Annotated in this window: 12 protein-coding genes, 4 tRNA genes and 1 pseudogene; 8 read left to right on the top strand and 9 right to left on the bottom strand. The window is 70.4% G+C overall.

The genetic code is table 11. From position 1 onward, the window contains the following. Nucleotides 1-79: 79 nt before the first annotated feature. The 4 genes from ACHUEU_RS07955 to ACHUEU_RS07970 all read right to left on the bottom strand — a co-directional run bounded on the left by ACHUEU_RS07955 (nt 80) and on the right by ACHUEU_RS07970 (nt 1,743). Nucleotides 80-155, bottom strand: a tRNA-Phe gene (locus ACHUEU_RS07955). A gap of 130 nt (nt 156-285) precedes the next feature. After that, the gene (locus ACHUEU_RS07960; RefSeq protein ID WP_394215386.1) at nt 286-1,308 is read right to left on the bottom strand and encodes an NADP-dependent oxidoreductase; all 1,023 of its coding nucleotides are present in this window, start codon (nt 1,306-1,308) and stop codon (nt 286-288) included. Between the two features lie 145 nt (nt 1,309-1,453). Then, nucleotides 1,454-1,527: transfer RNA gene (locus ACHUEU_RS07965), tRNA-Asp, on the bottom strand. Nucleotides 1,528-1,670: 143 nt separating this feature from the next. Next, nucleotides 1,671-1,743: transfer RNA gene (locus ACHUEU_RS07970), tRNA-Glu, on the bottom strand. A gap of 296 nt (nt 1,744-2,039) precedes the next feature. Between ACHUEU_RS07970 and ACHUEU_RS07975 the strand changes: the two genes are divergently transcribed. Continuing rightward, a complete protein-coding gene (locus ACHUEU_RS07975) occupies nt 2,040-2,405 on the top strand; it encodes a metallopeptidase family protein (protein ID WP_394215387.1) in 366 nt (121 codons plus the stop codon). Between the two features lie 33 nt (nt 2,406-2,438). On the opposite strand, the gene ACHUEU_RS07980 is transcribed toward ACHUEU_RS07975, so the two are convergent. Continuing rightward, nucleotides 2,439-3,122 carry a response regulator gene (locus ACHUEU_RS07980; protein WP_463454938.1) on the bottom strand — a complete coding sequence of 228 codons (684 nt, stop codon included), beginning with the start codon at nt 3,120-3,122 and terminating at the stop codon, nt 2,439-2,441. Next, nucleotides 3,104-4,237 (bottom strand): sensor histidine kinase, encoded by a 1,134-nt coding sequence (locus ACHUEU_RS07985; protein ID WP_394215389.1) that lies wholly within the window; start codon nt 4,235-4,237, stop codon nt 3,104-3,106. Before ACHUEU_RS07985 ends, ACHUEU_RS07980 begins: the two co-directional genes overlap by 19 nt. A 218-nt stretch (nt 4,238-4,455) precedes the next feature. On the opposite strand from ACHUEU_RS07985, the gene ACHUEU_RS07990 reads away from it, so the two are divergent. The 4 genes from ACHUEU_RS07990 to ACHUEU_RS08005 all read left to right on the top strand — a co-directional run bounded on the left by ACHUEU_RS07990 (nt 4,456) and on the right by ACHUEU_RS08005 (nt 8,135). Then, nucleotides 4,456-5,460, top strand: a complete 1,005-nt coding sequence (locus tag ACHUEU_RS07990) for an ABC transporter ATP-binding protein (RefSeq protein WP_394215510.1) — start codon at nt 4,456-4,458, stop codon at nt 5,458-5,460. A gap of 34 nt (nt 5,461-5,494) precedes the next feature. Then, on the top strand, nt 5,495-6,229 hold the full coding sequence (locus tag ACHUEU_RS07995; protein WP_394215390.1) for an ABC transporter permease: 735 nt from the start codon (nt 5,495-5,497) through the stop codon (nt 6,227-6,229). A 103-nt stretch (nt 6,230-6,332) separates the two neighbouring features. After that, the gene (locus tag ACHUEU_RS08000) at nt 6,333-7,961 is read left to right on the top strand and encodes an alpha/beta hydrolase (RefSeq protein ID WP_394215391.1); all 1,629 of its coding nucleotides are present in this window, start codon (nt 6,333-6,335) and stop codon (nt 7,959-7,961) included. 98 nt (nt 7,962-8,059) lie between these two features. Continuing rightward, nucleotides 8,060-8,135 (top strand) — tRNA-Thr (locus ACHUEU_RS08005). Between the two features lie 55 nt (nt 8,136-8,190). On the opposite strand, the gene ACHUEU_RS08010 is transcribed toward ACHUEU_RS08005, so the two are convergent. Beyond that, a complete protein-coding gene (locus ACHUEU_RS08010) occupies nt 8,191-8,916 on the bottom strand; it encodes an SDR family oxidoreductase (RefSeq protein ID WP_394215392.1) in 726 nt (241 codons plus the stop codon). Nucleotides 8,917-9,139: 223 nt separating this feature from the next. On the opposite strand from ACHUEU_RS08010, the pseudogene ACHUEU_RS08015 reads away from it, so the two are divergent. From ACHUEU_RS08015 to ACHUEU_RS08025, 3 genes and pseudogenes are all read left to right on the top strand, one after another. Then, nucleotides 9,140-9,820, top strand: a pseudogene (locus ACHUEU_RS08015) (SDR family NAD(P)-dependent oxidoreductase); the annotation flags it as partial. A gap of 95 nt (nt 9,821-9,915) precedes the next feature. After that, entirely contained in the window at nt 9,916-10,377 is a 462-nt protein-coding gene (locus ACHUEU_RS08020; protein WP_394215393.1) for a Fur family transcriptional regulator, read from the top strand. Between the two features lie 94 nt (nt 10,378-10,471). Continuing rightward, complete coding sequence (locus ACHUEU_RS08025) at nt 10,472-11,932, top strand: catalase (protein WP_394215394.1); 1,461 nt, start codon at nt 10,472-10,474, stop codon at nt 11,930-11,932. 92 nt (nt 11,933-12,024) lie between these two features. Here the strand turns inward: ACHUEU_RS08025 and ACHUEU_RS08030 are convergent, their stop codons facing one another. Next, nucleotides 12,025-12,408, bottom strand: coding sequence for a universal stress protein (locus tag ACHUEU_RS08030; RefSeq protein WP_394215396.1), 384 nt, complete (start codon nt 12,406-12,408; stop codon nt 12,025-12,027). 135 nt (nt 12,409-12,543) lie between these two features. Then, nucleotides 12,544-13,185 carry a lysophospholipid acyltransferase family protein gene (locus ACHUEU_RS08035; protein WP_394215398.1) on the bottom strand — a complete coding sequence of 214 codons (642 nt, stop codon included), beginning with the start codon at nt 13,183-13,185 and terminating at the stop codon, nt 12,544-12,546. Between the last annotated feature and the right edge of the window lie 46 nt (nt 13,186-13,231).

The raw sequence follows: 13,231 nt of genomic DNA on the forward strand, positions 1-13,231 counted from the left end.
ACGGATCACCTGTCGCCGCGAGGCAGGTGACCGCAGCGGAGCACGACGAAGCCCCCCGGCGGACCAGGGGGCTTCGTGATGGTGGCTCCGACCGGCGTCGATCCGGTGACCTTTCGATTTTCAGTCGAACGCTCTACCAACTGAGCTACAGAGCCGTGGTCGCCGAGAGCGACCGGGGTCAAGGTTAACAGCCCTCGCGGGCTGCTCCCAACCCCGTGCCCCGGGTGAGAGGCATGCCACGGCCCGCGCCTCATGCGGGCCGTGGATCCGGAGCTGCAGAGCTGGTCAGGAGACCTGGATGAGCGTCTTGCCGAAGTTGCGACCGTGCAGCATGCCGACGAAGGCCTCCGGGGCCTGATCCAGGCCCTCGGTGATGTCCTCGGTGTACTGCACCTGACCGGAGGCGACCCAGCCGGTCATGTCCCGCAGGAAGTCCTCGAACATGGTGGGGACGAACTCGATCTGGATGAAGCCGCGCAGGGTGAGGCTCTTGGAGAGCACCGACTGCATCAGCTGGGCGCTGCGATCGGGGCCCTCCGGCAGCGAGGTCGCGTTGTAGTGCGCGGCCAGACCGCACACCGGCACCCGCGCGAACTCGTTCAGCTGGGGGAGCACGGCCTGCCAGACCGCGCCGCCCACGTTCTCGAAGTACACGTCGATGCCGTCCGGGGCGGCGTCGGCGAGCCGTCCGGGCAGGTCCGCGGCGCGGTGGTCCAGGGCAGCATCGAAACCGAGCTCGCGCAGATGGGCGACCTTGCGCTCACCGCCGGCGATGCCGACGGCACGGGCGCCGTGGAGCTTCGCGATCTGGCCCACGGCGGAGCCGACCGGGCCGGTGGCCGCGGCGACCGCGACCGTCTCCCCGGGCTGCGGCTTCCCGATGGCGAGCAGCCCCGCGTAGGCGGTGAAGCCGGGCATGCCGAGCACGCCCAGGGCGGTGGTGACCGGTGCGGCCGACGGATCCAGCCGCCGCAGCCGCTCGGCGGGCTCGAGGCTGTACTCCTGCCAGCCGCCGTAGGACAGGACGGTGTCTCCGGGGGAGAAGCCCTCGGCCGCGGACTCGACGACCTCGGAGACGGTCCCGCCCTCGATCACGTCGCCGATCTCCATCGGCGCGGCGTAGGACTTCGCCGCACTCATGCGACCGCGCACGTACGGATCCAGGGACAGGTAGCGGGTGCGCAGCAGCACCTGACCGGCTGCCGGGGAGGGGACCTCGATGACGTCATGCTGGAAGTCATCAGGCACGGGCTCGCCGTGGGGGCGGGCGGCCAGGCGGATGCGGTGGTTGTGCAGGGTGGTGCTCATCCCTCGAGCGTAGGGGGACGGGGCCGCGGAGAGCTGACCGCATGCTGTGAGACGGGTCCCCGCGGATGACGATCCCGGTCGGCCGTTCCGGGATCCGGGAACGGAGCAGGCCCCGGAACCATGTTCCGGGGCCTGCTCGTAGGGGCGACCCTGACCGGACTTGAACCGGCGACCTCCGCCGTGACAGGGCGGCGCTCTAACCAACTGAGCTACAGGGCCTAGCGTGTCGGAGCGCTTCACCTGCTCGCTTCGACCTGAACAACTCTACCGGACGTTCTCGCGGCCCCGCACCACTTTCGCTGTGAGCCGTCTCGCACTTCCGTATCGCCTGGTCGCGCCGTGAATGGTGCGCCCGGAGCGAGTACCCCCAACGGGATTCGAACCCGTGTCGCCGGCGTGAAAGGCCGGTGTCCTGGGCCTCTAGACGATGGGGGCCCGGGGCAGAGAACTGCCCGACGAAGAGCATACCCATCTCAGGGATCCGTCGCCTCCGAGGTCCGCATCGATGCGGCGTATCCGACACCGAGGGCGCTCCTCCCGCCGTGGGCTGCGCCGACACGACCGGGGCCCGGGCAGGGTGGTCGGGACCCGGGCGGGTGGTCGGGTACCGGCGTCAGGCCGACCTCTGCGGAGATATCGGCATACCTGTCGCCACCGCGCCAGTTCTCGACCATGCCCCGGGCACGCAGAGGGGCCTCCCTGCCGCTCAGCGCCCATGGTTCGATGGGGCCATGATCCGGATCAGTCGCGAGGAGTTCGAGGAGTCGGTCGACGATGCCCTGGACTCGCTGCCCGAAGAGGTCGCCCGCACCATCGCCGAAGCGAACGTGGCGATCCTGATCCAGGAGGAGCCGGCGCCCGAGCAGTCCGGCGGCAGCGAACTGCTGGGCCTGTACGAGGGGATCCCGCTGGACCAGCGCAGCATCTTCCAGGGGTATGCCCAGCCGGACCGGATCTTCATCTTCCGCGGTCCGCTGCAGCGCCATGCCGCCTCCCGCGAGCACCTGGTCGAGGAGATCGCGGTGACCGTGCTGCACGAGATCGGTCACCTGTTCGGCATCAGCGACGCCCGTCTCCACGAGCTGGGCTGGGGCTGACCAACGGGGGCTGATCCCTCGGGTCGGAGCGGCTCAGACCTGGTCGGAATCGAGGTCGGTGAGCCCGGCCTCGTGGGCGATGATCGCGATCTGCACCCGATTGGTGCAGTCGAGCTTCGCGAAGATCTTCGAGACGTGCGCCTTCACGGTCGCCTCGCTCATGAACAGCCGCATGCCGATCTGGGCATTGGACAGCCCCGCTCCCACGGCGCTGAGCACCTCCCTCTCGCGCTCGGTGAGCTGCTCGAGACTCGGATGGCGGTCCTGGTGCGAGCCCGGATTCGCCTCGGAGAAGTGGGAGAGCATCCGCCGGGTGATGGTGGGGGAGAGCATCGCCTCACCGGCGGCGACCACGTGGACGGCCCGGGCCAGCTCCTGCGGCGGGGTGTCCTTGAGCAGGAAGCCGCTGGCCCCCGCCTCGAGCGCCCGGAACACGTACTCGTCCATGTCGAAGGTGGTGAGCATGATGATCTTGGGCGGGCTGGGCAGCTCGCAGACCGCCTGGGTCGCCGTGATGCCGTCGAGCTTCGGCATCCGCACGTCCATCAGCAGCACGTCCGGGCGGTGCTTGTGCACCAGCGTCACCGCCTCCGCGCCGTCGCCGCCCTGCGCGACCACCTCGATGCCGGGATCGGCTCCGAGGATCATCGCCAGCCCGGCGCGCACCAGGGAGTCGTCGTCGATCAGTCCTACGCGCGTCACGTCGCCCTCGGCCACGGGATCACCGCCCTCACTTCGAATCGTCCGTCGTCGGTGGGTCCCGACGTGATGGTCCCGCCCGCGTGCGTCACCCGTGTCTCGATGCCCGAGAGCCCCATCCGGGCCCCGGGCAGATCGGTCGTGAACCCCTTGGGAAGCACATTACTGACCTCGATCACCAGCTCCGTGCCGGGCTCGCCGATCAGCGCCACTCGCGCCTTGGTGTGCAGGGCGTGCTTGTGGATGTTGGTCAGTCCCTCCTGCACCACCCGGTACGCGGTGCGCGCCAGCGGATCCGGCACGTCGTCATCGATGAAGTCGAACAGGTCCACGGCGACCCCGGCCTCCTGCGAGGTGGTCACCAGACGGCGCACGTCCTCCCAGGTCGGCTGCGGCGCGAGCGGCGCCTCCTCGCCGTCGCCGCGCAGCACGCCCAGCACCTCCCGCAGCTCCGAGAGCGCGGTCGTGGCGGTCTGCCGGATCAGGCCGGCGGACTGCTGGACCTGGGCGCGCTCGAGATTCGGGTTCACCTCGAGTGCACCGGCGTGCATGGCCACCAGCGAGATCTTGTGGGCGACGATGTCGTGCATCTCGCGGGCGATGCGGGTGCGTTCGGCGCGCCGCGCCTGCTCCTCCGCCGCCGCTCGGCCGGATTCCGCCTGTTCCGCCCGCTGCTGCAGCTGCGCCAGCAGCGCGCGGCGGGTCGAGGTGTACATGCCGGTCGCGGCCGAGGCGGCCACCACCAGGATGATCACCAGCAGCCCGGTCAGTCCTATGCGCGGCGTCAGCCCCAGCTCGAGCAGGGAGGGCACCGCACCGGTCACCACCGCCAGCAGCGCGACCAGGAGGGTGAGCAGCCGATGGTGGCTGCGCGTGGCATAGCCGTAGGTGACGATGATCAGCACCGCGAGCGACAGCGAGAGCGCGTTGACCGCGAGCAGCACCGGCAGCAGCCAGCGCCAGTGCCGATGCCGCAGCAGCAGCACGAGGCCCAGCACCGCCGTCAGCCCGGCCCGCCACACGTCGAGGGATGAGGCCGCGAGCACCACCTGGGCCGCAGCCTCGGCCGTCACCACGACGAGCAGCAGGATCTCCTGCCAGCGATGCCGCCTCGGCGCTCCCAATTCGTCCACATCCTCACTCTACTGGCGCGGCCCGCTCCGACCAGGGCACCTACGGGGCCGAGGAGCGGGAGGATCGCCCCCGGTCACCCCCGGCATCGACGGAGGTCGCGGGGGTCCCCCGCGCGGGGCGTCCGGGAGGCGACCTTCGTCGCCCACCGCCTCGCCCGGAGTCGCTGGTCCGTCGCCGGCCGACGGGGCAACCTCGAACCATGACCTCCATGACCTCCATGACCTCCATGACCTCCATGACCTCCATGACGCCTTCCGCAGCCCCGGGCATCAGCCTCGAGGTGCGCGGCCTCCGCAAGACGTACGCGACCCGCGCCGCGGTCGACGATCTCAGTTTCGTCTGCGCCCCCGGGACCGTCACCGGATTCCTCGGTCCCAACGGTGCCGGCAAGTCCACCACCCTGCGCATCCTCACCGGCCTCGCCCGGGCGGATGAGGGACAGGCGCTCGTCGCCGGGGAGAGCTTCCGCAGCCTCTCGAACCCGGCCCGCACCATCGGGGTGATGCTCGATGCCCGGGCCCTGCACAACGGACGCACCGGCCTGGAGACCCTGCGCCTGACCGCCCGCACCGTCGGCATGCCGGCCGCGCGGGCCGACGAGGTGCTGGAGATGGTCGGCCTGCAGGACGCCGGGGGCAAGCGCGTAGGCGGTTATTCCTACGGCATGCGCCAGCGGCTCGGCATCGGCGTCGCCCTGATCGGGGACCCCTCCGTGCTGGTCCTGGACGAGCCGGCCAACGGTCTGGACCCCGAGGGGATCCGCTGGATGCGTCGCCTGCTGCGCTCCTTCGCCGATGCCGGCGGCACTGTGCTGCTGTCCAGCCATCAGCTCCGCGAGGTCGAGGCCACCGTGGATCGCCTGGTGGTGATCGCGCAGGGGCGCCTGGTCAGCGAAGGCACCCTCGAGCAGTTGACCGCGGGTACGGGCACGCGGGTGACGGCGCTCGACGTCGAGGCGCTGGCCGCCGCCCTGGACCGGCACGGCATCGCCTACGAGCGCCGTGCCGAGGCGGAGCTCGAGGTGAGCCTCGCGCCCGAGGACATGGGGCGCCTCGCGCTGCGCGAGCAGCTGGTGCTCACCTCCCTCGGCGCCACCGCGGGCGGCGGTCTGGAGGACGTGTTCTTCTCCCTCACCGGCCAGGCCGAGACCCCCGCGCACCCCGCCCCGGAGACGTCGCCCGCCGGGGCTGCCGTCGACGGAGCCCCGGCCACGAGCCGCTGACCTTCCCGAACCGATCCGACCAAGGACCTCCATCATGCGACCCGATATCGACCTGCGCGGCTATCTCGACACCCGCGGCGCCACGATCCTGCTGACCCTCTCGGTGCTGGCACTCCTCGCCGTCGCCGCGCTCGGCGGGCTGATCCAGCCCGCTGTGATGGCGCAGGGCACCGCCGACGTGGAGTTCACCTTCGTGGTGCTCGGCCTGCCGCTGAGCCTGATCATCCCCGTGATCGCGGTGATGATGACCGCGGGGGAGTGGTCCGACCGCTCCATCCAGAACACTTTCCTGCAGCGCCCCGGCCGGTTGGGCGTGCTGGCCTCGAAGGTCATCGCCGCGACCGTGGTGGTGGCGGGGCTGGTGGGCTTGGCGATCGGCCTGGCCGCGGCCGCCACCTGGGTCGGCGGTGAGCTGATGGGGGAGGGGGCCGTCTTCTCCTCCTTCGAGAGCCTGCTGGCCACCCAGCTGCCGGTGCTCGCTGCGACCCTGCTGTTCGCCCTGGCCATGGGCATCCTCCTGCAGTCCACGGTGATCTCGCTGGTCGTCGCGATCGGTCTGCCCTTCGTGATCAGCACCGCCGGCGTGCTCACCATGACCTTCGGGTCCGAGCTGATCAGCGACATTGTGCGGGCGGTGGACCTCACTGCGGCGGCCGCCGCGCTGGGGGCAGGGACCGCGGGCGCCTTCGAACTGCTGCCGCTGGCACTGCTGGTGCTCCTCCCCGCCGCGCTGGGGATCCGTCGCTGGTCGCAGCGCGAAGTCGGCTGACCATCCCGGGACCGGGAGCGGGGCGCGGCGGGGGCCTAAGATGGCCGGGCCCGTGCTCCGCCTCCCCGGTCACGGCCCCGATCGCCCTGACAAGGATCTCCGCATGGCCCATGCCGCCCGAGCCCGCCGCCCGCTGTCCCGTCTCGCCGCCGGCGCCGCCACGGCGGTCCTGCTCCTGGCGGGATGCACCGGCGCCGACCCTGCCCCCGACGGCGAGGAGTCGGCGGACCCCGACGGCTCCGCCACCGCCGCGCCCTCCACGGACGGGCCCGCCCTCGAGGAGACCGGCACCTCCGCCGCCATGGGCCTGGACACCGACCCCGCCGAGGATCCCGCCTACGCGGAGTACTATGCGCAGGAGATCGACTGGGGCGCCTGCGACGGGGTGGAGGGCGACGAGCTCGAGTGCGGCACCGTGACCGTCCCGTTGGTCTGGAACGACCCCGCGGGCGGTGACATCGAGATCGCCGTGGGGCGCCTGCCGGCCAGCGGAGAACGGACCGGTTCCCTGGTCACCAATCCCGGTGGCCCCGGCGGCTCCGGGGTGAACTTCCTTGAGAGCGCACCGTTCATGATCTCGGCCGACGTCCGCGCCGCCTACGACGTGGTCGGCTTCGACCCACGGGGCGTGAACCGCTCTGCCGGGATCGAGTGCCTGAGCGATGAGGAGACCGACGAGTACCTCGCCGCCACCGCCGAGCCCGGCTCCGCCGAGTCCGCGCAGCTCGCCGAGGAGTGGGGCGCCCGGATCGCCGAGGCCTGCGAGGCGCACTCCGGGGACGTGCTGCCCTATCTGGACACCTACTCCGCCGCTCGCGACATGGACGTGCTCCGGGCCGCGCTCGGCTCCGAGCAGCTGGACTACCTGGGCTACTCCTACGGCACCTACCTCGGGGCCAGCTATGCCGAGCTCCATCCGGACCGGGTGGGCCGCTTCGTGCTCGACGGTGCGATGGACCCCTCGCTGTCCATGAACGAGATCACCGCCGGGCAGGCGGAGGGCTTCGAGCACGCGATCGAGGCGTTCCTCGACAGCTGCCTCCTCCAGGTGGAGACGTGCCCGTTCACGGGCACGGTGCAGGAGGCGAAGCAGCAGCTGACAGCCTTCTTCTCCGCCCTCGACGAGTCCCCCCTGGACTCCGGCGATCCCGAGCGTCCCCTCACCGGTGCGATGGTCCGCTCGGCGGTGATCACCCTGCTGTACGAGGACGGGCTGTGGCAGTTCGGACGCGAGGCCCTCACCGATGCGCTGCAGGGCGACGGCGCCCAGCTGCTGACCATCGTCGACCTCTCCTCGGAGCGTGAGCCCGACGGCAGCTACCGCACCAACGCCGCCTTCGCGATCACGGCCGTGAACTGCCTGGACCACCCCGGGGTGGTCGACGACGCCTGGGTGCAGGAGGAGGCGGAGCGGCTGGCGGAGGAGTTCCCGACCTTCGGCGCGATGCTGGGTGGGGACGGCTGCACGCACTGGCCGGTGCCGCCGCTGCGGGAACCCGCCCCGATCGCCGCCGAGGGGGCCGGGCCGATCGTGGTCATCGGCACCACCGGTGATCCGGCCACTCCCTACGCCTGGGCGGAGAGCCTCTCCACGCAGCTCGACGAGGCGGTGCTGCTGACCTTCGACGGGAACGGGCACACCGCCTACGGCCGCTCCGGCGGCTGCATCGAGGAGCCGGTCGATGCGTACCTGCTCGAGGGCACGGTGCCGGAGGACGGGCTGACCTGCTGATCGGCAGGCGGAGCGTGACGCGGATCGCCCCGCCCTGCTTTGCCCCGGCCCCGGCCGGTCACGTACAGTGAACCGGTCCGTCGCCCTGCGACGGACGCGCCGCCTTAGCTCAGTCGGTAGAGCGATTCACTCGTAATGAATAGGTCATCGGTTCGATTCCGATAGGCGGCTCCACGCACGACGAGGGCCCCGCACCTGCCAGAGCGCAGGCGCGGGGCCTTCGTGCATGTCAGGCGTCGGGCTTCGCTGGGCTGATCACCAGCTCGTCGATGACGACGTGCGGTGGGCTGGTCAGCACGAAGGACACCGCCCGGCCGATGTCCTCGGCGGTGAGCATGACGGCCCGATCAGCGGCGCCCGGCACTCGGGGCCGCTGGTCCAGGAAGTCGCTGTCCACATCGCCGGGGCACAGGTGGCAGGCCCGGATGCCGTGCCGGGCCTCCTGCGCGTTCAGCGTCGCCGCCAGCGGGCCGAGCGCTGTCTTCGAGGCGCTGTAGGCCGTGCCGGCATCCGGTGAGAAGCGCCAGGCCGCGTACGAGGAGATCAGCACGATCGTGCCGGCGCTGCGCTCGCGCATCTCGGGCAGCACCGCATCGATGACGGAGACCGGCCCCAGCAGGTTGGTCTCGGTGATGGCGGTGAACTCCTCGAGCTCCTGATCCCGCCAAAAGCGGCGCGGCGCGTTCCGGCCCGCGGACAGCACCAGCGCCTCGATCCCGCCGAGCTCCTGCTCGATCCTAGCGGCGGCCGAGCGCACCGCGGCGCGATCGGTGACATCCAGCGGCACCACGAGCGCAGTGCCGTCGGCGGCCCGGATCTCCTCGGCCACCTCCTCGAGCTGCGGTGACCGTCGGCCGGAGAGCGCGATCGGACGGCCGTCCCGCGCCGCGGCGAGCGCCGAGGCTCTGCCCATGCCCGACCCCGCGCCGGTCACCCACACGGTGCAAGCCTCCATCGCTGTCTCCTTCCGCTGCCTTGACCCCGCCCCGAGCAGGGGTGAGGCTGAGAGCAGGTGTCCCTGGGCCGTCACCGGGCCCTGCCCAGCGTAGAGCGCATCCACGCTGCCGCGCCCTGAGCGAAGGAGAAGCATGCAGATCGACCTGTCCGGACGCGTCGTGCTCGTCACTGGCGCCGGCCGGGGCAGCGGCCGCACCATCGCATAGACTTTCCACCGCGAAGGCGCGCAGGTGGTCGCGCTCGACCGGGACGCCGGTGCGCTCGCCGAGCTGCGTGAGGAGTCCCTCGCTGACCTGGTGCTGGACTGCGACATCACCGATCCGGTCCAGGTGCGGGAGGCGGTCGCAACGGTCGCGGAGCATTTCGGACGCCTCGACGTGCTGATCAACAATGCCGGGATCAACGCCGAGGGTCCGCTGGAGAGCTTCGATCCGGAGCTGTGGGACCAGGTCTTCGCCGTCAATGTGCGCGGGGTGCTGAACACCTGCCAGGCCGTGATCTCGCTGATGAAGCGGCAGCGCGCGGGACGGATCATCAATGCCGCCTCGTTCGCGGCGATCATCCCCAGCGTGGATGCCGCCGCCTACGGCGCCTCGAAGGCCGCGGTGGTGCAGATGACCCGGGTGCTCGCGAGCGAGCTCGGTCCCTGGGGGATCACGGTCAACGCCTACGCCCCCGGCATGATCCCCACGGCGATGAACGGCTTCTCCGCGCTCGAGGAGTCGGCGGCGTCCGCGAAGCTCGATCAGCTGAGCATCCGGCGGTGGGGGCTGCCGGAGGACGTGGCGAACCTCTGCCTGTTCCTGGCCGGAGACGTCTCCGGGTACATCACGGGCGCGCTGCTGGACGTCAGCGGGGGGAAGTTCGCCACGCAGGATCCCGGGGCGGCGGCTCGGGGCTGAGCACGACGGCTGGTGCCCGTCGCACTCCCCCCCCCGATCTGCCTGGGCTATGACGCTTTCTTGAGTCTGTCCAGAAAACGAGGTACCCTGAGACCATGACGACCATCGACCACACCTCCGCCCTCCGGGGCGCGGGACTGCGCGTGACCGCTCCGCGGCTCGCGACGCTGTCGGCGGTCGAGGCGCATCCGCATGCTGATGCGGAGACCATCGCCCATGACGTCCGCGAGCGCCTGGGGACCGTGTCCCGCCAGGCGGTCTACGACGTCCTCAACGCCCTCTCCGATGCGGAGCTCCTGCGCCGGGTGGCGGTGGGCGGGCGCAGCATGCAGTACGAGCTCCACCGTCACGACAACCATCACCATCTGGTCTGTCGCGAGTGCGGCAGGCTCGAGGATGTCGCCTGCGCGGTGGGCGAGGCGCCCTGCCTGGTCCCGCACGACGATCTGGGCTTCGACGTCGAGATCGCGGACGTCGTCTACCGCGGCGTCTGCTCGGACTGCCGGGCGGCGAAGGCCGTCAGCACGGCTGGGCGCCCGGCGCCCGGCACCCCCTGATCCCTGCCGGAGGCTGCTGCCTCCCGCCACCGGCACCACTATCCAGACTTTTCCTTACGCCTTGTCAGAATCCCTCACCACACAGGAGATGCAGATGACCGACTTCGATCCCACGATCCCGAGCACCACCGAGTCCGGCGCACGCCGCGAGTCCGACGCGCACTCGCTGAGCCTCGGCGCCGACGGCCCGCTGATGCTCCACGACGTCGCCCTGGTCGAGAAGCTCGCGCGCTTCGACCGCGAGCGCGTCCCGGAGCGCAGCCCCCACGCGAAGGGCTCCGGCGCCTTCGGCGAGCTCGAGGTGACCGAGGACGTCTCGCAGTACACCAAGGCGGACCTGTTCCAGAAGGGTCGCAAGACCCCGATGCTGGCCCGCTTCTCCACCGTCGCCGGTGAGCTCGGCTCGCCCGACACCTGGCGTGACGTGCGCGGCTTCGCTCTGAAGTTCTACACCCAGCAGGGCAACTTCGACATCGTCGGCAACAACACCCCGATCTTCTTCCTGCGTGACCCGATGAAGTTCCCCGACTTCATCCACAGCCAGAAGCGCACCCCGGACTCGGGCCTGCGCTCGGGCCAGATGCAGTGGGACTTCTGGTCCAACTCCCCGGAGTCCGCGCACCAGGTGACCTATCTGATGGGTGAGCGCGGCCTGCCCAAGTCGTGGCGCCATATGAACGGCTACGGCTCGCACACCTACATGTGGATCAACGAGTCCGGTGAGAAGTTCTGGATCAAGTACCACTTCCACACCGAGCAGGGCATGGAGTTCCTCAGCAACGAGGAGGCCGAGAAGATCGCCGGCTCCGACGGCGACTACCACCGCCGGGACCTCTTCGACGCCATCGCGCGCGGCGAGAACCCCAGCTGGACGATGTCCGTGCAGGTCATCCCCTATGAGGATGCGAAGAGCTACCGCTTCAACATCTTCGACCTCACCAAGACGGTCCCGCACTCGGACTACCCGCTGATCAAGGTCGGCCGCTTCACGCTGAACAAGAACCCGAAGAACCACTACGCGCAGATCGAGCAGGCGGCCTTCAGCCCCTCGAACACCGTGCCGGGCACGGGCATCTCCCCGGACAAGATGCTGCTGGGCCGCGTCTTCTCCTACCCGGATGCGCAGCGTCACCGCATCGGCACCAACTTCAACCAGCTGCCGGTGAACCAGCCGATCGTGCCCACGAACTCCTACGACAAGGAGGGGCACATGCAGTTCCTGCACAGCGGGGATGCTCCCGTGTACGCGCCGAACTCCTACGGTCGCGGCTACCAGGACGAGCAGGGGCCGGTCGACAACGGCTGGGAGGCCGACGGTGAGATGGTCCGTGCCGCCTACACCCTGCACGCGGACGACAGTGACTTCATCCAGCCCGGCATCCTGGTGCGCGAGGTGTTCGACGACGCCCAGCGCGACCAGCTGGTCGCCACCGTCTCCGGGGGTCTGAGCGGGGTCGAGGAGCCGGTGCTCTCGAATGCCTTCCAGTACTGGAAGAACATCGACCAGACCATCGGTGAGCGCATCGAGCAGGCCGTGAAGTCCGCTCAGGCGTGAGCGCCGCGCACGTGACCGGCTGATCATCGGCCACAGCAGTCAGGACCTGTCCGGAGCTTCCGGGCAGGTCCTGACTGCATCAGGGCGTGGCGTCAGACGACGAGAACCTCGCTGTTGGAGGAGAGCAGGAGCTTCTGGACGGTCAGCCCCAGCAGGTGGCGGGCGAGGTCCTGCTGGCGACGCACGCCCAGGACCAGCAGTTCCGCCTCCTCGGCCTCGGTCACGTCGAGCAGGACGTCGGCGATGTCGTACTCGGTGGTCTCCTCGCGGAACTCCACCCGCACGGAGGTGCCGCGCAGCAGGTCACGGGCGATCTCGCGGTGCTGCTCGTTCGCATGACGCGGATCCACGGAGATCCCCTCGCGCAGCACGTTGACGATGATCAGGGGGCCACCGCGCTGCTCCGCCTCGTCGCGGGCGGCGGACAGCGCCTTGAAGCCCACCTCGGTGGGGATGAATCCGACGACGACGGCCATCTGGTCTCCTGGGGTGCGGTCCGGGCGGCGGCCGTCGCTCGGTCGGCGCGGCCTGGCCAGATCCTACTTCCCTGCACGCCGCTCGCGGGGGGACCGGCGATGTCAGGGCCCCGGCGGCCGTGCGCAGAGCGGCGCCTACGCGCGGCGCTGGCCGGAGAGCTTCTGGATCTCGTCCATGATCTGTGCGTTCAGCAGGCGCCTGCGCACACCCTTGGAGGCGCTGGGGTCGATGTCGTCGAGCTCGATGGGGGCGCCGACGCGGACGGTGATCGAGCTGCGCCGGGGTATCAGCCGCGAGAACATGTGCTGGGTCCCCGCGAGGCCGACAGGGATCACCGGGCAGCCTGATTCGACGGCGAGCCAGGCGGCGCCCTGCTTGCCGGGATGGAGCAGACCGTCCTTGGACCGGGAGCCCTCGGGGTAGATCGCGAAGCCGTCGCCGTCGCGGAGGATGGACAGCCCGGCCTGCAGCGCTCCTTTGCCGGAGGAGAGGGCCTCCCGGTCCACCGGCACCGCTTCGACGGCCTCGAAGAACCAGTGCAGGATCCGGCCGCGCAGCCCCTTCTGTGTCCACAGGGTGTCCTTGGCGACGAAGCGGATCTGCCGTGGCAGCACCACCGGCAGCAGGAAGCTGTCGATGTTGGCGAGGTGGTTCGAGGCGATCACGAAGCCCCCGTCGCGGGGGATGTTCTCGAGCCCGGTGACCCGTGGGCTCCACAGGAGCTTGACGAAGGGGCGCGAGACTTTGCGGGCGCCGAAGTAGAAGCGTCTGGCCACGGGGGTCCTCCTGAGACGTGCTGATCCGCGCCCCACGATAATCCCG

The sequence above is a fragment of the Brachybacterium vulturis genome (genome assembly GCF_043641765.1).
GTDB classification, from domain to species: Bacteria; Actinomycetota; Actinomycetes; order Actinomycetales; family Dermabacteraceae; genus Brachybacterium; species Brachybacterium vulturis_A.

Bases quoted from the DNA above. Each gene is read 5' to 3' on its own strand.
- ACHUEU_RS07960 (WP_394215386.1), bottom strand. From the start codon at position 1,308: ATGAGCACCACCCTGCACAACCACCGCATCCGCCTGGCCGCCCGCCCC.
- ACHUEU_RS07975 (WP_394215387.1), top strand. From the start codon at position 2,040: ATGATCCGGATCAGTCGCGAGGAGTTCGAGGAGTCGGTCGACGATGCC.
- ACHUEU_RS07990 (WP_394215510.1), top strand. From the start codon at position 4,456: ATGACCTCCATGACCTCCATGACCTCCATGACGCCTTCCGCAGCCCCG.
- ACHUEU_RS07995 (WP_394215390.1), top strand. From the start codon at position 5,495: ATGCGACCCGATATCGACCTGCGCGGCTATCTCGACACCCGCGGCGCC.
- ACHUEU_RS08000 (WP_394215391.1), top strand. From the start codon at position 6,333: ATGGCCCATGCCGCCCGAGCCCGCCGCCCGCTGTCCCGTCTCGCCGCC.
- ACHUEU_RS08010 (WP_394215392.1), bottom strand. From the start codon at position 8,916: ATGGAGGCTTGCACCGTGTGGGTGACCGGCGCGGGGTCGGGCATGGGC.
- ACHUEU_RS08020 (WP_394215393.1), top strand. From the start codon at position 9,916: ATGACGACCATCGACCACACCTCCGCCCTCCGGGGCGCGGGACTGCGC.
- ACHUEU_RS08025 (WP_394215394.1), top strand. From the start codon at position 10,472: ATGACCGACTTCGATCCCACGATCCCGAGCACCACCGAGTCCGGCGCA.
- ACHUEU_RS08030 (WP_394215396.1), bottom strand. From the start codon at position 12,408: ATGGCCGTCGTCGTCGGATTCATCCCCACCGAGGTGGGCTTCAAGGCG.